This is a genomic window from Desulfosediminicola sp. (assembly GCF_048381775.1).
Taxonomy (GTDB): domain Bacteria; phylum Desulfobacterota; class Desulfobulbia; order Desulfobulbales; family Desulfocapsaceae; genus Desulfopila; species Desulfopila ganghwensis.
Genome location: NZ_JBLXGE010000004.1, coordinates 356,332 through 379,947 on the forward strand (window position 1 = coordinate 356,332; position 23,616 = coordinate 379,947).

General features: G+C 47.4%; 21 protein-coding genes. 8 read left to right on the plus strand and 13 right to left on the minus strand.

Annotated features, from left to right (window positions below; all coding sequences use genetic code 11):
• Nucleotides 1-6: 6 nt before the first annotated feature.
• From ACN5NT_RS09180 to ACN5NT_RS09220, 9 genes are all read right to left on the minus strand, one after another.
• On the minus strand, nucleotides 7-828 hold the full coding sequence (locus tag ACN5NT_RS09180) for an energy transducer TonB (protein WP_419175231.1): 822 nt from the start codon (nucleotides 826-828) through the stop codon (nucleotides 7-9).
• A gap of 94 nt (nucleotides 829-922) precedes the next feature.
• The gene (gene tolR, locus ACN5NT_RS09185; RefSeq protein ID WP_136795828.1) at nucleotides 923-1,342 is read right to left on the minus strand and encodes a protein TolR; all 420 of its coding nucleotides are present in this window, start codon (nucleotides 1,340-1,342) and stop codon (nucleotides 923-925) included.
• A 17-nt stretch (nucleotides 1,343-1,359) separates the two neighbouring features.
• Entirely contained in the window at nucleotides 1,360-2,067 is a 708-nt protein-coding gene (gene tolQ / locus ACN5NT_RS09190; protein ID WP_136795827.1) for a protein TolQ, read from the minus strand.
• A 219-nt stretch (nucleotides 2,068-2,286) separates the two neighbouring features.
• A complete protein-coding gene (locus tag ACN5NT_RS09195; protein WP_136795826.1) occupies nucleotides 2,287-2,736 on the minus strand; it encodes a 3-hydroxyacyl-ACP dehydratase FabZ family protein in 450 nt (149 codons plus the stop codon).
• Entirely contained in the window at nucleotides 2,736-3,476 is a 741-nt protein-coding gene (locus ACN5NT_RS09200) for an SDR family oxidoreductase (protein ID WP_419175232.1), read from the minus strand. Before ACN5NT_RS09200 ends, ACN5NT_RS09195 begins: the two co-directional genes overlap by 1 nt.
• Nucleotides 3,477-3,505: 29 nt before the next feature.
• On the minus strand, nucleotides 3,506-4,912 hold the full coding sequence (locus ACN5NT_RS09205) for a phytoene desaturase family protein (protein WP_136795824.1): 1,407 nt from the start codon (nucleotides 4,910-4,912) through the stop codon (nucleotides 3,506-3,508).
• A gap of 50 nt (nucleotides 4,913-4,962) precedes the next feature.
• Nucleotides 4,963-6,348: a phytoene desaturase family protein gene (locus tag ACN5NT_RS09210; RefSeq protein ID WP_419175233.1), complete on the minus strand. Its 1,386-nt coding sequence runs from the start codon at nucleotides 6,346-6,348 to the stop codon at nucleotides 4,963-4,965.
• A gap of 3 nt (nucleotides 6,349-6,351) precedes the next feature.
• A complete protein-coding gene (locus ACN5NT_RS09215; RefSeq protein ID WP_136795822.1) occupies nucleotides 6,352-6,603 on the minus strand; it encodes an acyl carrier protein in 252 nt (83 codons plus the stop codon).
• Nucleotides 6,604-6,760: 157 nt separating this feature from the next.
• Nucleotides 6,761-8,005, minus strand: coding sequence for a beta-ketoacyl-[acyl-carrier-protein] synthase family protein (locus tag ACN5NT_RS09220; protein ID WP_419175260.1), 1,245 nt, complete (start codon nucleotides 8,003-8,005; stop codon nucleotides 6,761-6,763).
• Between the two features lie 625 nt (nucleotides 8,006-8,630).
• On the opposite strand from ACN5NT_RS09220, the gene ACN5NT_RS09225 reads away from it, so the two are divergent.
• Genes ACN5NT_RS09225 through ACN5NT_RS09235 form a run of 3 tightly spaced genes read left to right on the plus strand, consistent with a single transcriptional unit; the run spans nucleotide 8,631 to nucleotide 12,338 of the window.
• Nucleotides 8,631-10,973: a cyclic nucleotide-binding domain-containing protein gene (locus ACN5NT_RS09225; RefSeq protein ID WP_419175234.1), complete on the plus strand. Its 2,343-nt coding sequence runs from the start codon at nucleotides 8,631-8,633 to the stop codon at nucleotides 10,971-10,973.
• Between the two features lie 17 nt (nucleotides 10,974-10,990).
• Complete coding sequence (locus ACN5NT_RS09230) at nucleotides 10,991-11,998, plus strand: tRNA dihydrouridine synthase (protein WP_419175235.1); 1,008 nt, start codon at nucleotides 10,991-10,993, stop codon at nucleotides 11,996-11,998.
• A gap of 10 nt (nucleotides 11,999-12,008) precedes the next feature.
• On the plus strand, nucleotides 12,009-12,338 hold the full coding sequence (locus ACN5NT_RS09235; protein ID WP_136795819.1) for a phasin family protein: 330 nt from the start codon (nucleotides 12,009-12,011) through the stop codon (nucleotides 12,336-12,338).
• A gap of 20 nt (nucleotides 12,339-12,358) precedes the next feature.
• Here the strand turns inward: ACN5NT_RS09235 and murJ are convergent, their stop codons facing one another.
• Complete coding sequence (gene murJ, locus ACN5NT_RS09240) at nucleotides 12,359-13,960, minus strand: murein biosynthesis integral membrane protein MurJ (protein WP_419175236.1); 1,602 nt, start codon at nucleotides 13,958-13,960, stop codon at nucleotides 12,359-12,361.
• A 289-nt stretch (nucleotides 13,961-14,249) separates the two neighbouring features.
• Here murJ and fusA point away from each other — a divergent pair, with 289 nt between their 5' ends.
• Together fusA and ACN5NT_RS09250 are read left to right on the plus strand one after the other, a co-directional pair.
• Nucleotides 14,250-16,307 (plus strand): elongation factor G, encoded by a 2,058-nt coding sequence (gene fusA / locus ACN5NT_RS09245; protein ID WP_136795817.1) that lies wholly within the window; start codon nucleotides 14,250-14,252, stop codon nucleotides 16,305-16,307.
• Between the two features lie 13 nt (nucleotides 16,308-16,320).
• Entirely contained in the window at nucleotides 16,321-16,839 is a 519-nt protein-coding gene (locus ACN5NT_RS09250; protein ID WP_419175237.1) for a MogA/MoaB family molybdenum cofactor biosynthesis protein, read from the plus strand.
• A 132-nt stretch (nucleotides 16,840-16,971) separates the two neighbouring features.
• Here the strand turns inward: ACN5NT_RS09250 and purM are convergent, their stop codons facing one another.
• The gene (gene purM / locus ACN5NT_RS09255; RefSeq protein ID WP_136795815.1) at nucleotides 16,972-18,024 is read right to left on the minus strand and encodes a phosphoribosylformylglycinamidine cyclo-ligase; all 1,053 of its coding nucleotides are present in this window, start codon (nucleotides 18,022-18,024) and stop codon (nucleotides 16,972-16,974) included.
• A 195-nt stretch (nucleotides 18,025-18,219) separates the two neighbouring features.
• Here purM and ACN5NT_RS09260 point away from each other — a divergent pair, with 195 nt between their 5' ends.
• Nucleotides 18,220-18,420, plus strand: a complete 201-nt coding sequence (locus ACN5NT_RS09260; protein WP_167495653.1) for a DUF2065 domain-containing protein — start codon at nucleotides 18,220-18,222, stop codon at nucleotides 18,418-18,420.
• 46 nt (nucleotides 18,421-18,466) lie between these two features.
• Here ACN5NT_RS09260 and ACN5NT_RS09265 read toward each other — a convergent pair whose 3' ends face one another.
• Nucleotides 18,467-19,687, minus strand: a complete 1,221-nt coding sequence (locus ACN5NT_RS09265) for a tetratricopeptide repeat protein (protein ID WP_419175238.1) — start codon at nucleotides 19,685-19,687, stop codon at nucleotides 18,467-18,469.
• Between the two features lie 170 nt (nucleotides 19,688-19,857).
• Here ACN5NT_RS09265 and mgtE point away from each other — a divergent pair, with 170 nt between their 5' ends.
• Nucleotides 19,858-21,240 carry a magnesium transporter gene (gene mgtE, locus ACN5NT_RS09270; protein WP_136795812.1) on the plus strand — a complete coding sequence of 461 codons (1,383 nt, stop codon included), beginning with the start codon at nucleotides 19,858-19,860 and terminating at the stop codon, nucleotides 21,238-21,240.
• Nucleotides 21,241-21,292: 52 nt separating this feature from the next.
• Nucleotides 21,293-22,405: a S1C family serine protease gene (locus tag ACN5NT_RS09275; RefSeq protein WP_419175239.1), complete on the plus strand. Its 1,113-nt coding sequence runs from the start codon at nucleotides 21,293-21,295 to the stop codon at nucleotides 22,403-22,405.
• Nucleotides 22,406-22,555: 150 nt separating this feature from the next.
• On the opposite strand, the gene ACN5NT_RS09280 is transcribed toward ACN5NT_RS09275, so the two are convergent.
• Nucleotides 22,556-23,611, minus strand: a complete 1,056-nt coding sequence (locus ACN5NT_RS09280) for a hemolysin family protein (protein ID WP_136795810.1) — start codon at nucleotides 23,609-23,611, stop codon at nucleotides 22,556-22,558.
• Nucleotides 23,612-23,616: the final 5 nt, after the last annotated feature.

The following is a 23,616-nucleotide window of genomic DNA, read 5'->3' on the forward strand; positions in this document are numbered from 1 at the left end:
AGAATATTAGCGGATGCCAGTCGGGCTGAATCTCAGGCCTATCTCCATGCGTTGCTTATTCAAGGCAGGAGGGATAGGAGGAAGTTTCCCGACGTCCTGAAGTGTCTTGGTTACAAAATTATCAAATATCCGGTCGCCGGATCTGACCTCGAAAAATGAGTGCATTATGCTGCCGTCGCTGCTTACGGTGACGACTACTGTGGCACTGAGCTCTTCAGACATATATTCCGGCACGCTCCAGTATGAGTGAAGCCTGCTGGTTATGGCAACAAAATATTGTTTTTCAAGAGCAGAGAGGTTGCTGGAGTCTCTCATGGCATTGCTGCTTTGAGCGCTCTGCTGCTGTTGGTTGTTCATCCTGGCCCTTTGCGCTTCAGCTTCCTGAAGTCGTCTCTGGGCATCTTCTGCCAGCTTTTTCTCAAGAGCGGCCTCTTCAGCCAGAAGCTGTGCCTGTTCTGCCGCTTCCTGCTCAGCGCGAATCATTTCCGCAAGTCGCTCACGTCTCTTGCGATCGAGCTCTGTTTCCCGGGGTTGAGGTTTGTCCTCGACGATCTTCTTTTTGACCTTTCTTTTTGAAGGCTTGATAGAAATCGCTTTTGGGGGCTCAGGTGGGGCAACAACCGGCTCAACCGGTTTTTCGGCTATGGAGACGGCTTTTTCAGAAACACTTTCATCTGCTTTGGGCTGGGCAGACGGTTCAGGTTCCGGCACACGTTCCCGGGGAGACTGAACATCAGGGATATCGGCCAGATTGACCAGATTAACGGTGTATATGTCTTCAAAGCGAGGCTTTGAATCAAACATATTGGGGAGGTAGAAAACGGCCATTGCAAGAATCACATGAAATGCGATTGCAAGATTTATAGGCAGTTTCCATTCCTCGGAATAACTGTATGATGTTTTGAATTCCTGCAGCACAAGATCAGTTTGTCGATTCTACTGGTTTTGTGATCATGCCGAGTTTGTCGAAACCGGCAGCCTTGATGTCAGCCATGAGTTTGACAACCACCCCATAGGGTACGGTCTGGTCAGCACTAAGATAGATCGGCTGCTCACGCATTTCTTCAGGCAGTTTCCTGAGTTCTTGAATAAGGAGCGCATGGGGGAAGTTTGTGCCGTTCAGGCTGTACTCGTTATCTTTATTAATACCTATGGTTACAGGGTTTTCTTCCTGTCGAAGCGATTTAGCGGTTGTCTCTGGCAAATCAACGTCGAGTCCCTGTGTCATCATGGGAGCTGTGACCATAAAAATGATCAGCAGAACCAGCATGACATCCACCAGTGGTGTGACGTTGATTTCGGAAACGAGTCGTTTTTTGCCGTTACTGCGTAATGGGCCCATTGTATCTTTGACCTCTATTAGTTTCGTACACGGCTGATCAGATCGCGTTCAACCAAATTGAGAAAGTCAGTGGTGAAGTGCTCTACATCACTGTCTACGCCATCAAGTTTGTTTGAAAAGTGGTTATAGGCGATAACGGCCGGGATTGCGGCTGCGAGACCTGCTGCAGTGGCTACCAGTGCCTCAGAAATACCTGGCGCAACAACTGTAAGAGAAGCGGAACCACGGGCACCGATATCATGAAAAGAGACCATGATACCCCATACGGTGCCGAACAGACCTATAAAGGGAGTGGCACTACCGGTAGTCGCCAGAAATGGCAGAGAAGCCCCCAGGCGGTTGAGGTGCTGGTAGTGTGCTTTTCTCATTGCGCGTTTGAGATTATCCATTGTTGCCAGTTGCATATCCAGCGAATCATTGTTCTCCTGCCCTTCTTTATGGTTGCGAATTTTATTAATCTTTTGCAACTCATTGTATCCGGCGGTGAACACTGCTGCTTCCGGGCTGTATTGGAAGTTCCCTGCTGATTTATGTGCTTCGCTCAGGTTGCTCGATGACCAGAAGGTCTCAAGAAAGTCCTCACTGTCAAATCGTACGCGACGAAACAATTTCAGCTTCATGAAGACTATGGCCCATGAGCCAATGGAAAAGAGCAGGAGAGTCAGCATAACGAGCTGACCAATTGGTCCTGCATGCAAAATCATATCGGTGATAGACAGCTGCACTCTAAGTTACCCTTTGAAAAATATATACGATTTGCGCACATTACCGACAACCGATATTGATGCGTATTCATAAAAAGCATGGTCCAACAGGTTTGACATTGTACCTGTTTTCAGCAAAACTTCAACAGGGCAGTTTTCCTCTGCAGACCTGTTGAAATCAAGAACAAAACGGGTGAGGACCGGCTGTGGAAGGGCTTGTTATGGAAATAATTTGAATTATTAGATTTCCTGGCGAGTGGTAAGAGCGCAGGAAAAATCGACCTGGACAGCAACTTTTCCGTTAACCCTCAAAGATCCTTTCATAAAACTCACAGAGGAGAGGGTCTCCTTGTGTTTGACCGTGATCTCAATTACATCACCGGGACCAACAAGCCGCTTGAATTTCGCTCCTTCAATTCGTGTAAGGACGGGGACATCGCCTTCTGCTTTCAGCTCTCCGGATTCAAGCATATAGGTCATAAGCAGGGCTCCGGACTGAAAAATAGCTTCACACAGCAGAACTCCGGGCATAATCGGGTTGCCTGGGTAGTGACCGGTGAATACATCCAGGTTTTCCGGGATTGTGGTACTGGTGACGATGCTGTCCTGGTTACGTTCCACAATGGAGTCGACCCAGAGAAAAGGTGGACGATGGGGGATACGGTCGAGTATTTCCTGGGATGCGGCCATTAGAGTCCTCCGTTAATTTCGAGGACCGAACCGGTTATGTACGAGGCTTTTTTAGAAGCGAGAAATAGTACAGCGTCTGCAACTTCTTCTGGAGTTCCAAACCGCTTCATGGGCACCATCTTTTTATATTCCGCGAGCTGTTGGGGGGGGAGGTCATCAATGAAGTCAGTGGCGATGAAGCCCGGAGAAACGCAATTTACGGTGATTTTCTTTTTCGCGGTTTCTTTGGCGAGTGAACGGGTCAGGCCGATCTGGCCTGCTTTTGAAGCTGCATAGTTTGTTTGGCCGGCAAAACCAAGATGCGATACCGGCGAAGTGATATTTATGATTCTGCCGAACTTGTTACGCATCATCAGCAAGACGGCGGGCTTGGACATCAAATAGGTACCGTTCAGGTTGATATCGATAACCTTGCTCCAGTCTTCAGTCTTCATCATTGCCATCACAGCGTCACGGCGGATACCGGCGTTGTTGATCAGCACATCCAGAGAGGAAATACGATTTTCGATCTGGGAGTAGAAACCATCCACCTGCTCCGGGCTGGAGATGTCGCACTGGAAGAGCTCAAGAGTACCTTTCAGCTGTTCGCATTCCCTGGCAAATGCATCTGCAGCCTGGGTGTTACCGCCATAAATACCGAAAACGTTCCCACCTCGCGCCAGGAATGCCTCGGTGATAGCTTTGCCGATGCCCCGGGTCGCTCCGGTAACGATGACGTTCTGATCTGAAAAATCCTGCATATTTTATCCTTTTCGTATGAGTATACCGGTTAGAGGCTTCTTACATAGGCATCGACATCGTTGGAAACGATGACACCGTAGTTGATTGCACCAAGCCATCCAGACATAATGATGCCCACCGAGCCGACATGGAAGAGTCCGGAAACTTCTTTGAATATGGATCGCGAGATATCAAGACCCTCAAATTTAGTTCCGAAGGATGTGCCCTGGGTATGCAAGGTATACTTGTTGAATGTGAGCGGGGTGGCCGCTTCAAGCCAGTCGATTTTGCCACCGATTCCAGGCAGGTAGCGCTCGAGATCATCGACCGCCCTGTTGATCATGAGCTCTTTTTCCTGTTCGTATTGCTCATCAGACATATTTTTCCAGTCTTCGTAGCGGCCATTCATGGAGGCGACGATGGTGTAGCGGTCATGGCCAGGCCTGGTCTTCGGGTAATACAGGGAAAATGTTTTTGAGCGGGTATTGACGTCGAGCAGCTCACTTGAGTCAAACTCCGGTGCTGTTGAGGTAAAGAGCAGATCACCGACGTCTTTGATCCTTTCGTCCTCACGTATCCCCATATATACCTGGCAGCTTGAGTTGTTTACTCGAATTGCATCTGCTTTCTGCAGGAATTCATCGGTAAAACACGAGCGGTCAGTGAGATTGTGGATGGTATTGGTTATACCGCTGTTGGAGACGACTGCACCTGCGGTGATAGTCCTGCCTTTCGCGGAGATACCCCGTACTTTGCCATTTTCTACTATGATATTGTCGACTTTGGTGTTGGTGCAGATGGTGACACCGTTTTTTTCCAGCTCGTCAGACATCATCTGGATGAGTTTGTCTGTCCCGCCTTCAAAAGTGAAAACACCACGGTTCATGAAGTTAGAGAAAACGATACCGTAAGTGATCGCAGGATCGTCCAGGGTTGAACCGTTGGCGTAGGTGATCGGCTCCATGAGTAGACGATGAACATCTGTACGACCAGGAAAGAACTGCTCAAAGAGCTCTCTGGTGGTCATGGACTGATCATCATAGAAGTTCATCCCGGCCACGGTTGAAAAGAAGTTGTTCACCGTAGAGAGAGGGATTTTGAAATGGTTATTTAAAAGAGAGGTGAAATCATCCTTGTCGAAAGTTGTGCGAAGGTTGAACTGAGGGTTATCAAAAACGATATTTTTCAGTTGCACAATGGACTTCATTATCTCCTTGTTCCAGTATTTCTTACAGGTCTTAATCATTCCGTAAGGAAAACCGTGGAGGGAGATGTCAAAGATGTGGCCTTTGCGCTTAAACCAGGTGGCCAGACCGCCGAGGCGATGATGATGCTCCAGCAGAAGAACAGAGTGACCGCAATAGGCAAGCCGATTGGCGGTAGTAAGACCGCCAAGGCCGGAGCCAATGACGATGACATCATAATGGTCTTTGGATTCTTTAAACGATACAGGCATAATTCTGATCTATGTATGGTTCCCGAGGTGAATCCGGTCTGTGACCGAGATTAGTATTTGGGGAGTATGTGCTGATTTACGATGGAGACACCGCTGAGCATTGAACCAACAATGCCGAGAAAACCCTGGTCAGTACCTGCCAGAAAAAGGTTCTCAAAACCGATATCTCCATCCTTGATTTTGGTGGGACAGCCGTAAATGGCGCCATGTTTTTTCGAGGTGTAGCGTTCTATGGTGATCGGCGTGAAGGTATCTTCGTAGATAATGTCATCAGCGAAGTTGCCTACATACTGTTCGATTACCGCAAGGGATTGCGCCCGCAGATCGCGTTTCAGCTCCTCATAGCGTTGCATATCCTGCCTTGCCTGTGACCATTGCTGCCATGAAGCGAGGTGGGTTGACCGCACTTCAATATGATTCCCTGTCTCCACATTGTGAAAATTATAGGGCATACAGATAACACCGCTACTAAAATCGACATGGGTTTTCGGTTGTTGGTAGCGAAAGTCCGCTTTGTCGGAAAAGAAAATTACGGTTTTATCCTGGGGCAGGGTCTCAATGGAGGTTGCAGGCATCTGGAAGATCGACTCAACGAAGCCGAGACGACAGGCCTGTTCATCACGGTCGTGTTTACCGAGAATCTCCATTGTTTCAGAGCTACCTATGGTAGACAGGATATGGCTGCACTCAAGAGTTTCTCCTGAAGCAAGTTCGACTCCGGAAACTTTGTTGCCCGAGTGAATTAGTCGCTTTACCCTGGCACCCTTTCTGACAGTACCGCCCAGTGAAGTAAGGTGGTCTGTGAGAATGGAGAGGAAATCTTTAATAGTTCCCCCGGGACGGAAAAAACCTTCCCGGAAAATTGCCTGGAACATAATGGCAAACTGGGAGAGATCCATGTCATTCTCGACACTCGATCCATAATACATCAATGGGCAGAGCAGCATGTCTACCAACAGTGGATCATGGATACGCTCATTGAGAAAGACTTTTGCAGACTGAAATGGAGCAGGCTGAAAAGGATCGAACTCATCTAAAAAAGTGATGAGGGAGGCAAAGCCGTCAATAGATTTCGGAAACGTTGCAGCTATCTCACTTTTCAGTATCTCAAAGTCGTTGGAAAACCGTAATGATGCCTGGTTTTTGAAGACGACTTCACTGCATTTCTGTTGTTGGAAATCGAAGGTGCCCCGACCGAGTTTAAGCTGTCGCAAAAGCCTGTTGAGTGGGGCTCTTTTATCACCTTTTTCTGCATAGTTGGTGATGGCGTGCAAACCAGTCTCAAAGAGAGTTTTGTTGCGATAGTAATAGGAATTCAATCCACCGAGACGGGTATGTTGCTCGAGCAGGAGTACATCGGGGATAAAACGGGCTAAACGAATAGCGGCGGCAAGCCCTGAGAGGCCGCCGCCGATAACAATACAGGAAGCTTTCACCGATTAGGCGTCTTTAAGAAGAGGTTCCAGGTATTTTACACAGCTGTTGAGGGTAGCAAGCTGTGGGTAGTCTTCCTCAGGGATCTGCAGCTGGTGACGCTTTCTGAGTTCCATGACGATGTCGAGGAAATCCATTGAATCGAGATCAAGCTGATCACGAAGCGGCTCGTCAGGGTTCAGACTGTCAAAGTCAGCTTCATCATCAATATCTTCTATGATTTCCAGGATAAGATCTTTAATTTCGTCACTGGTCATTGGTTTCTCCAAATTCTTCGTTATAGCGATATACGTAGTAACACCTTCGCCTGCAGGCTAAGGTTTTTCATTCTCTGGGCCAAAAAGTTTCATTTATACCACAGATGAAGGTTCTTTTTAAGAAAATTTTGGTTTCTTAAGAAATACCAGCGTTTTTCTATGATTTTTCGTACTTTTTAACAATAACGGTGGAGTTGATACCTAGCATGCCAAAAGAGTTGTTAAGGATAACCTTGATCGAATCCGCCTTGACAGCTTCGTTTATAACCAGATTGTCAATGGCACACTCAGGGTCGAGTTCCTCAACATTAATGGTCGGATGAATCATGTTATCTTCAAAACTTGGCAGGTTGCCGGCCAACTCGAGAACACCAGCGGCACCCATGGCGTGCCCGATGATCGATTTGGTGTTGTTTACATAGGTTGTGCTGCTGTGCTCAAACACTTCCCGAACTGCTTTGCACTCTTCAATATCACCCTGCTTGGTACCGGTGGCATGGGTGTTGATCAGGTCGATCTCTTCTGGTTTGAGGCCTGCCCGCTCAAGTGCCAGCCGCATACATTCTGCCTGACGTTTACCATAAGGCAGAACAAAATCGCGAGCATCGGAGTTCATTGCGTAACCAACAACCTCTCCATAAATTTTAGCACCACGCTCAATAGCCTTTTCCAGATATTCCAAAACATAAATGCAGCCGCCTTCTGAAATAACAATGCCATTTCTGTTTTTATCAAAAGGTTTAGAGGCGCGTTTAGGGTCTTCATCCGCCCCCAAAGCGTTCTGGGCCGCAAAGCTGGCAAAAATTCCGAAAGACCCGGTTGACTCGGAGATGCCACCTGCAAGGGCCATGTCAACCTCGCCAAGCCTCATCATCTGTACGGCCTGAATAATCGAAGCGTTTCCGGCAGCGCAGGCTGCACCGATGGAATAGTGAGGTCCGGTGATGCCAAGACTCAAGGTGATTTCACCGGCAGGGTTGTTCAGGACGGTACGTGGATTGTGATGATGAGTCCAGTATGCGGTGTCGTGGCCATACTGGCTGATATTATATACCTCATTTTCAGTTTCCACGGTGCCGTGTTCGGTGAGGCCGATATATACTCCTACTTTTGAAACATCATACTCGTTGATATCAAGGTTAGCGCTGGCGAGTGCTTCATGAGCACAGTAGACTCCAATACAACCTGCACGTGTACCCTTTTTGTTTTCTTTCTTTTTGCGGTATTTGGTTTCAGGGAATGAGCAGATACCAGCGGGCGCCTTACCGAAATAACGAAGATCAATTTCAGAAATTTCGCTCTCGCCTTTCAGTAGTTTTTCTCTGTATTCCTGTAAATTCGAGGCATTCGGTGCGGCAAGGCCTACACCTGTAATGACGATTCGACGGTTGTCTGTGTGCATAGTTATGAAGTTTGTGCGAAATTTGATATGTGAAGAATCTATAACAGTATCAAGATCAGCCTGATTCTCAATTGGTTCAAACGTGCCGACTCTAGGATATATTGCTGCAAAGTTCAAGAAGAATAGCGAAATTTCTAATTTTGCAAACCCGCCAAAGCTTAACCTCAGCTTCATGCCTTTTCCCTGCAAATGAGAATATAAACAAGAGATCAGCATCAGGCTTGCCGCATCTGCTCAGCAACAAGAAATGTGTATGCTGGCTTCCAGACTCGAGGCCCGGCGGTATGGAAGGCCGAACGATACCTCTGATCCATTTCAGACCCGCCGATTATGTTGGTCGACGAACCATTATCGATTGCTGTTTACAATTCTCTTAAATAATGATGAAATATAACTTGGACTTAACAAGCTATATAAAATATCTGAAAAGCAGCTGGTAATCAGACAATAGAAAAAACGAAAGTTTGAAGTGAGCACTGAGCTGTTAGAAATTTGTATGAATTATTCCTGACAATTATCCGGGTGGGTGTCTGTCGTATCAAAGCTATTGCTGCTGAAACAAAGATAGGTCGGGCAATAGAGGCGTATACCGCTATCCAAATGAATACCTCGCATCAAGGTGGTTATGAGTAAAGGTCAACAGTCGGACGTTCAGCAAAAAATCCAGAACCTATTGAACGGTGCTGAAAAAGAACGAGCCCAGAAACGTGTTGCGCACGGGTTAGCTGAACTGGGACGTGGCAAGATTGAGCATCTTGATAATAGCGAGTTGCTGGTCTTCCTGCCAGGCTACATACAAGGGCTTGGGGAGAGCGGATCTGGTACGGAAATGAATTCACTGCTGAATGTGTTTGAAGCAGCAGTCCTGTCTGGTGATGTGATTCTTCGAGAGCGGAGTATTGCACTCTTATCAATTGCAGCATCCACCATAGTTGAAAGGGGTTCAGTTGAACAGCTTACAAGAATCAGTGAGATATTTACTACCTGGCTGGAGACAGAGACGGAACTTTTGCCCGGAGCAGAGATAGTCGCACTCCAGATGGGGCAACTTCTTAGAAAACTTCTGAACTCAGAGAACTGGATTCAGGCAAAAGCGATGGTCGGGTGTGTAGCAGATATTTCAAGAGGCAAAACTGATAAATCTCACCTTATTGTTCGATTAGCAGCCAGAATACTGGAAAAAATAACCGACCGGGAAATGGTCCAGCGGCTGCTTAAAGTTTTTCTGGACTCTTGTACCGAAGAGTCACCGGTTGCCGGGGATATGGCAAAGATACTTTTGGGAATGGGAAAGGGTTTGGTTTCTATCTCAATGGATATGTTGCCGGAACTGCAGGAACAGGAAAGAGAGTCGCTTATTGACCTGTTATCTAAGGGGGACGAATTAGTTGTTGTGGAGATCGAGCGACTTTATGAGACTGGACGGATGTCAGTTCAGCAGACATGCGATATGGTCAGAATTCTCAGCAGGATGAACAGGGCATCTGTATATCCGAGATTGGTTGCCTGTCTGGCGCACCCTGCAACAGAGGTACAGCATGAAATGGTTCGCGGCATAATCAGGAACGGGTTGCACCTTGTGCCACGGTTGTTGGAGGCACTGGATGTTGTGGCAGACGAAATGAAAGTTTTGGTGATAAAAAAATTATCACAGCTAAGTGATAAAGAGATAAATGAACGGTTTTTAAAAATGCTGGCAGACTATACTGACGGCATGCGTATTACCTGTAAACCTGTTGTTCACTCCCTGGTTGTAGCCTTGGGGCAGGAAGTCCGGCTTGAGAATCTTTCAACTTTAAAAGCTCTCCGAAGCGGTTTGCAATTTGATACGGATAGCGTACTCATTGGATTGACGGAAGCATCGATTAGCAGGTTGGAACTTGGCATTCGGAGGGCTGAACATCGGGTTGTAGATGACCAGAACGTTGAGTTCTATGATGATCCGGTTCAACTTCGGCAGGCAAGGGAACTTACAGCAGAGGTTCGGTATGAGGTTGAGGAACTTGCTGCTCAGGGGAAGATTGATGAGGCACTGAATATACTCAAAAAGAAGATTAATGAGTATATACAATCAGGGAAACTGGCTGCTGCGGAGGTTTTGCGTGATCTGATTTTAAAGATAGATCCCGGTGCGATCGACACTTTACTCGAAGTAGAAGAGTTGCTGGTGAAGCAGCAGCAGACAGGCTTGTCTGATAATAACATGCTGCTTTGGAAAGATTTTCGATCTCTGGTTGGACCTCAGGTTTTTGAAAAGATATTTGGCCTGGCTGTTGTCGAGCGTTATGGGGATGGCGAAACCATCATTGCCCAGCGCGAGGAAAACGATAATCTCTACTTTTTGGTTTCTGGCACGGTTTTGCTGCATTGTGGTTCCGGGTCAGAAGAGACATTCCTGAAAAAAATCAGAGAGGGCACAATATTAGGGGCTGAAACCATTTTTGATGTTTCGTTATCCACCGTCACGTTCAAGGCGCAGGGGAGTGTTCTGGTCTATTCCCTTGCCACGGATTTACTTGCGGGTTTAGAAAATGAGTATCCGGGAACCTATCAGATACTTGAGAAATATTGTGATGGCCAGATTGACATTCCGGAATTGCTGAAAATGTCCGGAATTGATCGCCGAAACCAAGCCAGAAGAAAAGTGAACAAGAGCATTGAAACAAAAATATTGGACATGTATGGTGTCGTCGGACAGAGATCACTCAGGGGCTTGATGCATAATATTTCCTATGGCGGTGTCTGTTATGAAATAGGCATCGAAAACACCAAAAGCGTTCGCCGCCTGCTTGGCAGGCAAATGCAGATTATCTTCAAGTCACGGGATAAGCAGCGAGCCGAACTCAACGGAAAATTTGTCGCTTTTGAACGCAATGTGGAAGTCCCCGGCAAATATAGAGTTCATGTACGAATGCTTGAGCCTATTGATCCGAAAATTTATGAATTGATTGTCCAGGACACTGTCTGAACAACCCAGGTTTTTGCATGAACAGAGAAGTACAATCGGCACCATTGAAAATTCGCTCCATAACTGTCAACACACCCGTCGCTCTGGCGCCGATGGTGGGCCTGTCACACTCGGCCATTCGTTCATTACTGGTTGAGCAGGGTGGGGTAGGACTGCTGTTTACAGAAATGATGGCGGCAAAAAGATTGCCCCATGACAGTGTCAACCACTCACCAATGCTGGTTCGTTCAGCGATTGAATCCCCGCTGATTTACCAGATTTTTCTCGCCACTGAGGAGCCGGTGCAACTCGCAGTAGAAAAACTCGAGACAATCGGAGCCGATGGGGTTGATGTGAACCTTGGCTGTCCGGCCCCTCAGCTGAGAAGACGAGGCGCAGGTGGATTTCTGGCTGAGGATGGAAAGACCGTCCAGCGAATTTTCGGTGCCTTGAGGAGAGCTACAGAATTACCGGTGAGTGCCAAAATCCGTCTGGGAAGAGAGTTGGACAGGAATAAGCTCATCGATTTTTGTAAAATGCTTGAGGGCGAAGGAATAGATTTCATAACAGTGCATGGCAGGCTTCACGGGGAAAAATTCTGCCGTCCACCCCGCTGGGACTGGATTGGCTATGTAAAAAAAGAACTATCGATACCGGTAATTGCAAATGGTGGTATATTTACAGTCAGTGATGCCGGGAGGTGCCTTGAGCAGTCCGGTGCTGATGGACTGATGATAGGCCGGGGCGGTATGGAGCGGCCATGGCTTTTCGCGGATATTGCCCGGGAAATATATGGCAGAACTGATATTTCAGGTTTTGCCACGCGCCAGGAACTTTTCTTCCGTTTTATTGATCTGTTAAATGATCGATTTGCGGTTGAGAGAAGATTGGGGCGGATGAAGCAATTTACCCAGTATTACGCAAGGGCATTTACCTTTGGGCATCATCTGGCGAGTGCGGTACAGAATAGTAACAGTATGGATGAAGCTGTAGAGTCAGCAGAGCAGTTCTTTGCTCGCACTGATCCATCGGAGTTACAGAACTAAGGAGCCATATATGATTGATCTGATTAAAAAAGCAATGTTTACGGGTGTCGGATTTGCAGCTTTGACCAAGGAGAAGGTTGAGGATGTTGCGAAGGTTTTTGTCGAACAGGGAAAATTAAGCCGGCAGGAAGGTGAAAAGCTGGTGGATGAATTGCTGGAACGTTCGAAGGAATCGCAGCAACAACTCACCAAGCAGGTTGGTGAAATGGTTGAAAGTGCCATGGAGGGTATGAATCTGGTCAGCATGAAGGAGATTGAAAACCTTCAGGAAGAGATCGCTGAACTCAAGAAGCGTATCGATGAGCTGGAGTCTGACAAGACCGATAAGGAAGAATCATAACCGATGATTTCCTCCAATATTTAAGCCTTTGACTTTCGTCTGAACTTTTCGATAAATTTGGATACCACGTTGGAAAGTTCAGAAAGTTTCATGGCATTGAGCAGTATTCCATAAAGCAACGCTGCTGAAACTATTATGCCGGAAAGGGAAAGCAACTGCTGAATTGTACTGCCGTGCAGGTATGCCAGGAGCATATCTTTGCCATAGTAGACCACCGCGCACATTGCAACAGTCGAAGCGATAATCTTTAAGCTGCCGGTCACCAGATATTTCAACGGCAGCCCATCCATTTTTAAATAAAGCACCACCATCAGGAAGGTAAAGTTCAGCAGCATTGTCACTGAGGTAGAGAGTGCAATTGCCAGGTGCTGATATTTATCTATGGTCAGGTTGATAAAAATCAGATTCGTACCGATAGCGATAAAACTGGCTATAACCGGAAATTTCGGCTTATCGAGGGCATAAAAGGCCGGAACAAGCACTTTGTTGGAAGAGTAGGCAAAGAGTCCCACCGCATAGAGTGCAAGAGCCTGAGAGGTCGCCAGGGTATCAGCCGCCGAGAATGCGTAGCGTTCAAAGATGAGGCGGACAATTGGTTCTGAGAGTAGAATCAGACCAGCTGTGGCGGGAACGGTCAGGGCCAGTACCATCACCAGAGAAGAGACAAGAGTGGTTCGCATCTCCGGGATGTTCTTTTCAGCAGCATGCCTTGCAAGTACCGGCATCATGGCGATTGAGAAAGTGACGCCAAAAACACCAATGGGAAGTTGCACGAGCCTGAATGCATAACTCAGCCAGGATACCGAGCCTTCAACACAGGAAGAAGCAAACTTGGTGTTGATGAAGATATTTATCTGCACCGCAGAGAGACCTACGGTTGCCGGCACCATCAGTTTAAGAATACGCCTCAGGCCGGGATCGGAGATATTGAGCCGGGGCCTGAAGGAAAACCCAATCTTTTTCAGGGACGGAAGCTGGATGGCAAGTTGCAGGAAGCCGCCAATCAGAGTGCCGACTGCCATGCCGGTGATCGCAGGGTATCCGTATTCAGGCAGAATCAATGCCAGGCCGACACCGCCCACTATGGACCCGAGATTGAAGAAGGTTGATGCCATGGCCGGTATGAAGAAACGGCCCTTGGAATTTAATATTCCCATGGCCACGGCGGCAAGGGAGATAAATATCAGAAATGGCATCATTATCTGGGTAAGACCGGTGGTGAGGGCTATTTTGCCTTCCACCGCGGAATACTCATGTGCCATGAGTAAAACAATCGGTTCTGCCAGCCAGATACCAAGCAGGGAGATAATACTGAGGGCGATGGCAAAAAAAGTGAGTACGTTGGCAGCAAGCTGCCAGGTCTCTTCTTTGCTCCTGTTTGTATTGTAATCGGAAAAGACAGTTACGAACGCCGCAGATAAGGCACCTTCGGCAAAAAGATCTCGCAGGAGGTTAGGAATGCGAAAGGCAACGACGAAGGCATCGTAGGCGGTTCCTGCGCCGAACATGCCTGCAAAGACCTGTTCCCGGACGAGGCCAAGCAGCCTGCTGCACATAACTGCAATACCGATCACGCCTGCGGAGCGGGCTATGGTGCTGCTGTTGGCTGATGATTTTTTCAATGAAGATAACCTTAAGAAAATCGTGACAAAATTTTTCCCGCTAGGAAGATACCTCGTCTTCTGCATTTTTGCTACCTATTAGGTGTCTTGAAGAGATAAACGATTTCTAATGAAACTTAATTTCCTTTCAATCACCAATAGGGAGTCAAACACTCTTGACTTTGCTGGTATTAATTGAATATATGATTTGATGTTTTAGCGCTATCAGTGTCAAAAAAATGCTGCTAGCTTTAGCTATGTTTGTTTACGTGAGAGCATTGAATAACCTTCGATTTTTAAGGAGATAGATATGCAGGACACAAACAAGGTCAGGAATATCGCATTAATTGGTCATGGCAATTGTGGTAAGACTTCTCTTGCAGAAGCAATGTTGTTTACCGCAGGCAAGATCAATCGTTTGGGGAAGGTTGATGAGGGCTCTTCCGCACTTGATTACGAGGATGAGGAAATAAACAGAAATATTTCTATCAACTCAAGTTTTCACAACTATAGCTGGAATAAACACCAGGTCTATTTAACAGACACTCCTGGTGATGATAATTTTATAAACGAGACCCTTTTTGCCGCAAGCGTTTGCGATGGTGTTGTATTTACCATTGGCGCGGTACTAGGCGTTAAAGGGCAGACAATCAAGTTTGCCGATATAGTAAAAGATAAGAAGTTACCTGCAATTATCGCGGTCAACAAAATGGACCGGGAACGAGCAAATTTTACCAAGACCATCGATGAAATTCGCAAGTCCCTGCCGTTTACCCCGGCTGTGCTGCATATGCCGATAGGTGCGGAACAGGATTTTAAAGGTGTGGTTGATGTCATAGCCGGAAAGGCATATCTCTTTAATGGTGACAAAGGCACTATGACAGAGACTGAAGTACCCGCCGACCTTCAGGGGCAGCTTGAAGAGTATCGTGAATCGCTGATGGAGAGTGTGGCTGAGGTAGACGATGATCTACTGGAGAAGTTTCTGGAAGAGGGGGAGCTCACTGAAGAGGATATCTTAAATGGTCTTCGGATTGGTGTTGCCAGTTGTGAGATTGCACCTGTCTGTGTCTGTTCGGCCACGAAAAACTTCGGTACTTCTGCAGTACTTGATTTTGTTAACAATTATCTGCCATCTCCCGTCGATCGTCCTGCACTTGTCGGCGAAGATAAAGATGGTAACCCCATTGAGCGTAAAGCTTCCGTTGACGAACCGTTCTCTGCGCTGGTTTTCAAGACCATGGCGGATCCGTATGCGGGCAGGTTGACAATATTCAGGGTTTTCTCAGGTGTGTTGTCTGGCGATACGTTTTACAATTCCACTAAGGATGTGAGTGAACGCTTTGGCCAGTTGTACGTGCTGGAAGGCAAGGAGCAGAAACCGGTTGAAAGTGCAGAGCCCGGTATGATTATCGCCGTGGCGAAACTCAAGGAGACTGTTACCGGTGACACGCTTTGTGATTCCGCCTCGCCTATAATTCTAGAGGCCCAGGAAGCGCTGAAACCGGTTATCTCGTTTGCGGTCAGTGCCAAGAAAGGTGATGAAGAAAAGCTGTTCAGTTCCATCACCAAGATGCTGGATGAAGACCTCACCCTGCAGATGACCAGGCAGCAGCAGACGAAGCAGACTTTGATCTCGGGTATGGGGCAGACCCATCTTGAGGTGGTAGGTTCCAGGATCAAACGTAAATTTGGCGTGGAGATGGAACTTTCTACGCCGACTGTTCCATACATGGAAACCATTCGTGGTTCTGCACGTGTCCAGGGTAAACACAAGAAGCAGTCTGGCGGTCGTGGTCAGTATGGTGACTGTTGGATCGAAATCTCACCAAATCCTGGCAAGCATTACGAATTTGAGGACAAAATTGTCGGTGGTGTAATCCCACAGCAGTATCGTCCTGCAGTTGATAAAGGTATCCAGGAGGCCATGGAGCGTGGTGTTCTTGCCGGCTACCCTGTTATCGACGTAAAAATCGTGCTGGTTGATGGCTCTTTCCATAACGTTGACTCTTCAGAGATGGCGTTTAAAATTGCCGGTTCTCTGGCGTTCAAGAAAGGTGCCCAGGAAGCAGGACTGGTATTGCTTGAGCCATACGTGAATATGGTTATCCGGGTGGGTAAGGATCACGTCGGTGATATCATGGGTGATCTTAACTCGAGACGAGGCAAGGTTATGGGTATGGATTCAGACGGTAAGGCTGAGATAATTAATGCCCAGGTACCACAGTCAGAGGTGTTGGCATATGCCACTGATCTGGTTTCCATGACGGGTGGCCTTGGCTCGTTTACCATGGAATTTTCCCATTATGAAGAAGTTCCTGCACAGATTGCAGAAAAGATTGTCGCTAAGCGTTCGGTAGACGAATAAGAGGTACAGTACAATGGCAGGTGTTGATAAAGGTGAATTCACTTTCGCAGTGGTCACTATGAGTGATAAAGGTTCAAGGGGAGAACGGGTAGACACGAGCGGAAGCCACATCAAGGAGACTCTCCTGGAAGAGGGCTACACGTTCGAAGACTATGCAATGATCCCTGATTCGATACCTGTCATTGTAGATACCCTGAAGAAGATTGCAGATACGCAGCGTGTGGCTCTGCTGGTTACTACCGGTGGCACCGGGGTTGCGCCGACAGATGTAACCCCCGAAGCAATGTTGCAGGTTATTGAAAAAGAGGTGCCGGGAATAGCGGAATATATGCGGCTTGAGAGCTTGAAGAAAACCCCTCACGCCGCTCTTTCAAGGGGGAAGGTAGGCATAAGAGGCACGACTCTTATCGTCAATCTTCCCGGTAGTTTGAAAGCTGTTCGGGAAAATCTGGAGACTATTCTCCCCATTTTACCCCATGCCCTTGAAAAGATACGAGGTGATGAGGGGGATTGCGGAATTACGCCGTCATAGCTTATCAGCCAGAATATCTCACGGGTATTTTGCCGAAAAAATGTAAGAGCTGAGGGAAAGAGAGAAAGCAGAAAAAAAGCCCTTTCGATGTAACAATCGGAAGGGCTTTTTTGTTGGTCGGTGCAGGCAGGATTAAAAGATCAGTTCGACTTCCTGGTCACCTTCGGCAAGAGTTGCCACCTCACCGATAATAAACGGTTTTTCACCGAGCGCGGAAAAGTGATGCACAATATCGTTGGCAAGTGAGTCGTCTACTATTGCCATAAGGCCGATACCCATGTTGAAGGTACGGTACATCTCTTCGGCCGGCACATTGCCTTTCTCCGCCAGGAATGGGAAGATAGGAGGCCTCTCCCAGCTGTTGGTGTCAATGATCGCCTTGTAGCCCTTGGGCAGTACCCGGGGAATATTATCGATGAAGCCACCACCGGTGTTGTGGATCATGCCGTTGATTTTGTAATTCTTCAGCATGTTGAGGATAGATTGAACGTAAATCCTGGTAGGTCGCAGCAACTCATCTCCCAACTCACAACCGAGTTCATCTATGAACTGATCAACCTTCAATCCCTGTTCTTCAAAGCAGATTTTACGGACCAGCGAGTAACCATTTGAGTGGAGACCGCTGGAGGCAAGACCGATAATCTTGTTGCCAACCCTGATATCGGAACCATCGATTATCGCGTCGCGTTCAACGATACCGGTTACAAATCCAGCGAGATCATAGTCTTTGTTGGTGTAAAGTCCTGGCATTTCTGCAGTCTCACCACCGACCAGAGAACATTTGGCCTGTCGGCAACCTTCGGCAATCCCTTTAACAACTTCGGTTGCAATAGCAAGATCCAATTTGCCCACTGCGAAGTAATCGAGAAAACTGAGTGGGGTCGCCCCGCCGACGATGATGTCGTTGACGCACATAGCCACCAGATCAATGCCAATGGTGTCATGTTTGCCGCACATATGGGCAACAGCCAGTTTGGTGCCTACACCATCGGTGGAGTTGACCAGGACAGGCTTATCATACTTGTTGGTGTCTATAGCGATAAGTGAGGAAAAACCGCCGATGTCATTGAGTACACCTGGGCGATGGGTAGAGGCAACGATATCTTTAATTTCTTTGACAAAGGTATTCCCTTTCTCAATATCTACCCCTGCCTCACTGTATCTGGACGTGTTGGATTCAGTCATAATTGTTATAAGATTGTGAAAATGTGTTGAAATCGAATGGATATATGAATTTGTTTCGCGAGATCGCTAAATTGTATTCATTCGCTCTGGAAAAAGCAATTGAATAACACCCCTTGATGAGAGTATGCTTGTCGAACGAAATCAGATTTCGGCTCACTGTTGAACATTTTGTATTACTCTGATAGGTAGCTGGCTATGAAACTTTTTGTATTACTTATTGGCATGGTGTTGATTCTCGAAGGTTTGCCATATGTTGCGGCCCCTGAGGCGATGCGGGAGTGGCTGGAAAAGCTCAGCACCATAGAACCGTCTCAGTTGAGAATGTTTGGTATCATCGCCATGGGTATTGGCCTGTTGATCTGCTTCGTTGCCCAGAAAACACCAATTTTCAGCTAGCGCTGAGGATTTTGTTTTGAAAATAGAGCTGATAAAGATAACAGAATTATTCGATTACGTTCTTTTTTTTCAGTATCCAGATGTTCCCGTTTATCCATTTGCCTTTATCCATCCTCAGGTGAGTTTCTTTGGTAAGGCACAACTCCCAGCCTTGCCGCCCGCAAATGGTACGAACATATTCGACTGAGTGGGCAAATCTTCCTGTGGGCTGAAGAATAAAATTATCCGTTTGTGTGCTCTCGGTTGAAAAAAGGAAGTAGCAATTTGGGCCGGAACACGTACTGGCCAGTTCAAACAGTTCACTCAAGTCACCTACATAGGCGAAAACATCTGTTGCCAGCAGAAAATCATACTCGGCCGTGGCTGAGCGTAGCGCGTCACAGATGTTATTGGTAAAGAGACCGGAATATATTCCTTTTTGGGAGGCAATGTCTATCATCTTGGGAGAGAGATCGACACCGTCGATGGTCTGCACAAGTTCAGCAAATGGTTCGGCACCAAGGCCTGTTCCACAACCAAGATCAAATCCACGCAAAAACCTCATTGGAGCATCGTCAAGAGCAGAGAGTGCATCACGAAGTTTCTGTGGTACATTATATTTCAGCTCTTTGGTAAGGCTTTCTTCATACCGCTCTGAATAGTTGTCAAAGACGTCCCTCACGTAGCTCTCCGGTGAGTTGTCGGGAGTAGTTCCGGTAACAGCCGCGAGCATATGGCGGGCAGCTTCATGTTCAGGGTCAAGCTCCAGAAGGCGCTTGTAAAACGTAACGGCAGCCTCGATATTGCCGCTGAGTTGGCATACGTAAGCCAGATTGTTTATGGTTGACTTATGGTTCGGGGTTATCTCAAGCACACGAAGATAGGCCTTTATTGCCAGGTCATACTGCTTCAGTTCCCGATGGGACGATGCCAGGTTGTAATATGCGTCACTATTTTCCGGTTCAAGCGAAACAACCTTATTGTAAATTATTACAGAATCCTCTAATCTGTCGCACTCTTTAAGGCAGAGAGCTAGATTAAACAGGCAATCGGGGTCTTCTGGCATCGCTTCGGCTGCTGTTTCAAAGCATTTCACAGCGATTTCGAAATCCTGCTCTGCGTGATGGACCAGGCCAAGATTGTAATAAAGTAATGGAGCCTGAATGTATTCAAGTAGTTCTGAATAGATGCTTTTGGCCTCATCCAGATCGCCTTGCTGATGGAGTTGGCAAGCTTCGGAGAAGCGAGTATGCAACTCTTCTTGTGAAGGTGTTTGAGTATTATGCATGACCAGAAAATTTGGATAAAACTGGATATGTTATAGAATAATGAAATCGCTAAAATGAATTGACCAAATGTGCAGGTTGGTTATAACATGCAGGGTTGATGAAATATACCTCGTATTCATCGAAAAACAAGGCAGGATTTGATTCCTTCCACTGAATGTCGGTAGCAGATATGGAAGATAAAAGCAGACGAGAACTTATTGGCAATGAGGGACAGGTTATCCTCGATATGGTTCGCAGATTGAGCCGTAGAGGAGCCACTGACAACCTGATGAGGCTCATTGCAAAAACCCATCCCGCAGATATGGCATGGGTTTTTCGTCATTTAAACGACGAGGAGCGAACTAAGGTATTTAACATAGTCGCCCAGACAGAGTCCGTGGGAGAGTTCCTCAGTGAGCTTGATACAGCCCTTGTTGTAGACCTGGTGCAGGAACTCACACCTCAGTTTATGGCTGATATTATTTCCAGTATGCCTTCTGATGACGCGGTGGATCTGCTGGAAATTGTGCCCGACGAAGTCGCGGAAGACATTCGTGAGCACATGGCCAAGAAGGACAGGGAAGAAGTTGAAGAGCTGCTGCAGTATCACCCTGAAACTGCCGGCGGACTCATGTCTACTGACTTCATGTGTCTTGATGAGGAGTTGAGCGCTGGTGAAGCAATTGCCTCGATTCAAAAGCGCAGCGAAGAAAAGGAGATGGTGTTTTACCTCTACATCACCCACGGAGAGGATAAGCTTGCCGGAGTTGTTTCCCTGCGTGAGCTGCTCATGCATCCACCGCACAGGCAGTTGAGAAACATCATGAATCCCAATGTGATATCGGTAACCACAGACACCGATCAGGGAGAGGTTGCCCACGTTGTTTCCCAATATAATATCTTGGCTGTACCGGTAGTTGATTCAAATTACAATCTGGTCGGTATTGTAACCGTAGACGATATCATTGACGTAATCCGCGAGGAAGCCACAGAAGAATTCCTGCAGATGGCCGGTGCCGGTAAGGATCGTGAGATTCTTCTCAAATCGACTAAAGATAACGCCATGCTTCGTGCACCCTGGCTCTTTGCCTCCTGGATCGGCGGGGTAATGGCGATGATCATCATCGGGGCATTCGAAGAAGAGCTGAGTAAAGTGTTGGCATTGGCATCGTTCATTCCCATAGTTATGGGTATGGGTGGAAATATCGCCACTCAATCGTCTACTATCGTAGTAAGAGGTATTGCCACCGGTCGTGTTAACCTGAATGACTTTCTCCACCTGGTGATGAAAGAAATGCGGGTTGGTATGATCCTCGGTGTTATTTATGGTCTTTTTATCGGGGTGGTCGCATTTCTCGGTTTTGCTGACTCACCGATGCTTGGTCTTGTTGTCTGCATTTCCATTTTCTCCTGTATGACCATGGCAGCGACCATAGGCACCTTGATTCCGCTGGTCCTGAAAAGGTTTGAAGTTGACGCAGCCATTGCCACCGGACCATTTGTGACAACCTCAATCGATATCGTCGGCGTTTTGATTTACTTCTATGTCGCAAAATTTCTCCTTGGTCTGTAACTCCGGATGGATGGTGCAGCATAGAGCAATCCACACTTGCCTTATTTAGAAAATGCAACCAAAGCCTACTCGTTGGAAAATATCCCCGATCGCGGTGATTTTGCTCATCGCGATCGGCTTGTGGTTGATATTCAATCCCCTTGAACGAAAACTCCGTGATCCTGATGCTATTCCCAGGGCAATAACAGCCCGGGGGGATCTGGCAGCAGATGAACTCAATACCATTGATATCTTTCGAGCAAATTCCGCATCTGTAGTTTATGTGACAAGCATTGCTCTGCGGCAGGGGCTGTTTTCCCTGAACGCGGTCGAGATCCCGCGGGGAACGGGGAGCGGGTTCATCTGGGATAGCCAGGGACGGATTGTTACCAACTATCATGTCATCAGTGATGCCAGCCGTATCCAGGTGACCATGGCTGACCAGTCTACCTGGAAAGCCGTCCTGGTTGGTGCTGCACCAGATAAAGATCTTGCCGTGTTGCAGATCACCGCTCCTGCGGATTCACTGCGACCCATCACTATCGGTACCTCCGACGATCTTCTTGTGGGGCAGAAAGTTTTTGCGATCGGCAACCCATTTGGGCTGGATCAGACAATTACTTCAGGTATCATTTCAGCCCTCGATCGTGAGATAAATGCCATTACCGGCAGAACCATACGGGGCGTGATTCAGACCGATGCTGCAATCAACCCTGGTAACTCCGGTGGTCCTCTATTGGACAGTGCCGGTCGACTGATTGGCGTAAATACAGCAATCTATAGCCCATCCGGTGCGTATGCAGGAATAGGGTTCGCTGTTCCTGTGGATGAAGTGAACCGGGTCATCCCTGAGATCATTCGCCACGGGCGGCTTATCAAACCAGGATTGGGGGCGAGTCTTGCTGATGAGCGCGTGGCCAGGCGGTTGGGTATAGAAGGTATCCTGATACTCAATGTGGAAGAGGGGGGGCCGGCTCATAAAGCAGGACTAAGGCCAACCACACAGTACCGCGGTGATCTCGTGCTTGGCGATATCATCGTGGCAATAGCCGGTAACAGGGTACGAAGTTATAACGAAATTCGTAATGAGTTGGAGAACTTCAAGGTAGGGGATGAAGTTTTGGTCTCTGTTGTACGGGATGGTCGTACTGTGGACGTGCCGATCAGGCTCGGGGCGATAAATTAATTTTTTATAGCCGTTTCTCGGGGTAAGTATTTGGGGGGATCAACAACACCTCTCGCTCTGCTGAAAAGTGCTGATAATCATTCTACCGCCTTTTGGGCCTGGCACAAAAGGCGGTGCTTTCTATCAGTGGCCTGCTTCTTTTGGGGCAGGCTATTTTTTTGTCCCGTTATTCATTTGCTTCAGCGAGAGCAGGTTGCGCCTTCTGGCAAGATCCCTCATGTTTTTGGCCTTATCAGACTCATCAATAATCTCTCTGCCCATAATCTCTTCAATTACATCCTCCATGGAGATGATGCCGGTCATTGAACCGTATTCATCAACGACCACAAACAGGTGTTGTTGCCGGTCGAAAAAGTCGACCAGAATTTTGTTGAGCGGTGCGGTTTCGGGAACAAAATAGGCTGGTTGCAGAAAATGGGAGATAAGAAGTTCCTCCTTGCCTTCAGCCATGGCCTGCAAGATGTCCTTTCTCATGACAATTCCGGTTACATTATTCATTTCCCCTTCAAAGGCAGGAATGCGACTGTGGCTGCTTAACCGATTCAGCATAGTCATAGCTTCACCTACAGAAATATTCTGATCGAGTGCAAAGGTAACCGTTCGCGGGGTCATTGTGTAACGGACCATCCTGTATTTCAGTTGCAGGATATTGGCGATTACCTTTTCCTCATCCTCTTCGATTTCTCCTGATTCCCGAGACAGGGTCGCTATAGTTCGCAACTCTTCAGCGGAGATATGTTCCTCGCCTGAACGGCCAGGGATGAGCCTGGTGATGGAGCGGCATAGCCAAACAATTGGTTTCAGCACTATCACCATCCAACGGAGAGGATAAGCGATTACAGGAGCAAGTCGGTAGGCAAAGGTGACACCGATGGTCTTTGGTAAAATCTCTGAAAAAATGAGAATAGAAAGGGTGAATACACCGGAAAACCAGATAACATTATGATCACCGAATAATTTCGCGGCGGCAGCGCCGGCAACTGCAGCGCCTACCGTATTGGCGATAGTGTTCAGGGTGAGTATGGCGGTGATGGGTTCATCAATATCGGCTCGCAGGTTTTGCAGGTGTTTAGCTGAATTGTGCCCTGATTTTTTGAGCATCTCCACTTGGCTGGCAGACAGTGAATAGAGAACTGCTTCGCAAATGGAACAAAGTGCCGAGATTACGATGGCAAGAGATACTGCAGTTATAAGAGTGTTGAGCACTGCTG

Excerpts from the sequence above, each read along its gene's own strand:
- ACN5NT_RS09180 (WP_419175231.1), bottom strand. The coding sequence starts at position 828 with ATGGCCGTTTTCTACCTCCCCAATATGTTTGATTCAAAGCCTCGCTTT.
- tolR (WP_136795828.1), bottom strand. The coding sequence starts at position 1,342 with ATGGGCCCATTACGCAGTAACGGCAAAAAACGACTCGTTTCCGAAATC.
- ACN5NT_RS09195 (WP_136795826.1), bottom strand. The coding sequence starts at position 2,736 with ATGGCCGCATCCCAGGAAATACTCGACCGTATCCCCCATCGTCCACCT.
- ACN5NT_RS09200 (WP_419175232.1), bottom strand. The coding sequence starts at position 3,476 with ATGCAGGATTTTTCAGATCAGAACGTCATCGTTACCGGAGCGACCCGG.
- ACN5NT_RS09205 (WP_136795824.1), bottom strand. The coding sequence starts at position 4,912 with ATGCCTGTATCGTTTAAAGAATCCAAAGACCATTATGATGTCATCGTC.
- ACN5NT_RS09215 (WP_136795822.1), bottom strand. The coding sequence starts at position 6,603 with ATGACCAGTGACGAAATTAAAGATCTTATCCTGGAAATCATAGAAGAT.
- ACN5NT_RS09220 (WP_419175260.1), bottom strand. The coding sequence starts at position 8,005 with ATGCACACAGACAACCGTCGAATCGTCATTACAGGTGTAGGCCTTGCC.
- ACN5NT_RS09225 (WP_419175234.1), top strand. The coding sequence starts at position 8,631 with ATGAGTAAAGGTCAACAGTCGGACGTTCAGCAAAAAATCCAGAACCTA.
- ACN5NT_RS09230 (WP_419175235.1), top strand. The coding sequence starts at position 10,991 with ATGAACAGAGAAGTACAATCGGCACCATTGAAAATTCGCTCCATAACT.
- ACN5NT_RS09235 (WP_136795819.1), top strand. The coding sequence starts at position 12,009 with ATGATTGATCTGATTAAAAAAGCAATGTTTACGGGTGTCGGATTTGCA.
- fusA (WP_136795817.1), top strand. The coding sequence starts at position 14,250 with ATGCAGGACACAAACAAGGTCAGGAATATCGCATTAATTGGTCATGGC.
- ACN5NT_RS09250 (WP_419175237.1), top strand. The coding sequence starts at position 16,321 with ATGGCAGGTGTTGATAAAGGTGAATTCACTTTCGCAGTGGTCACTATG.
- purM (WP_136795815.1), bottom strand. The coding sequence starts at position 18,024 with ATGACTGAATCCAACACGTCCAGATACAGTGAGGCAGGGGTAGATATT.
- ACN5NT_RS09260 (WP_167495653.1), top strand. The coding sequence starts at position 18,220 with ATGAAACTTTTTGTATTACTTATTGGCATGGTGTTGATTCTCGAAGGT.
- ACN5NT_RS09265 (WP_419175238.1), bottom strand. The coding sequence starts at position 19,687 with ATGCATAATACTCAAACACCTTCACAAGAAGAGTTGCATACTCGCTTC.
- mgtE (WP_136795812.1), top strand. The coding sequence starts at position 19,858 with ATGGAAGATAAAAGCAGACGAGAACTTATTGGCAATGAGGGACAGGTT.
- ACN5NT_RS09275 (WP_419175239.1), top strand. The coding sequence starts at position 21,293 with ATGCAACCAAAGCCTACTCGTTGGAAAATATCCCCGATCGCGGTGATT.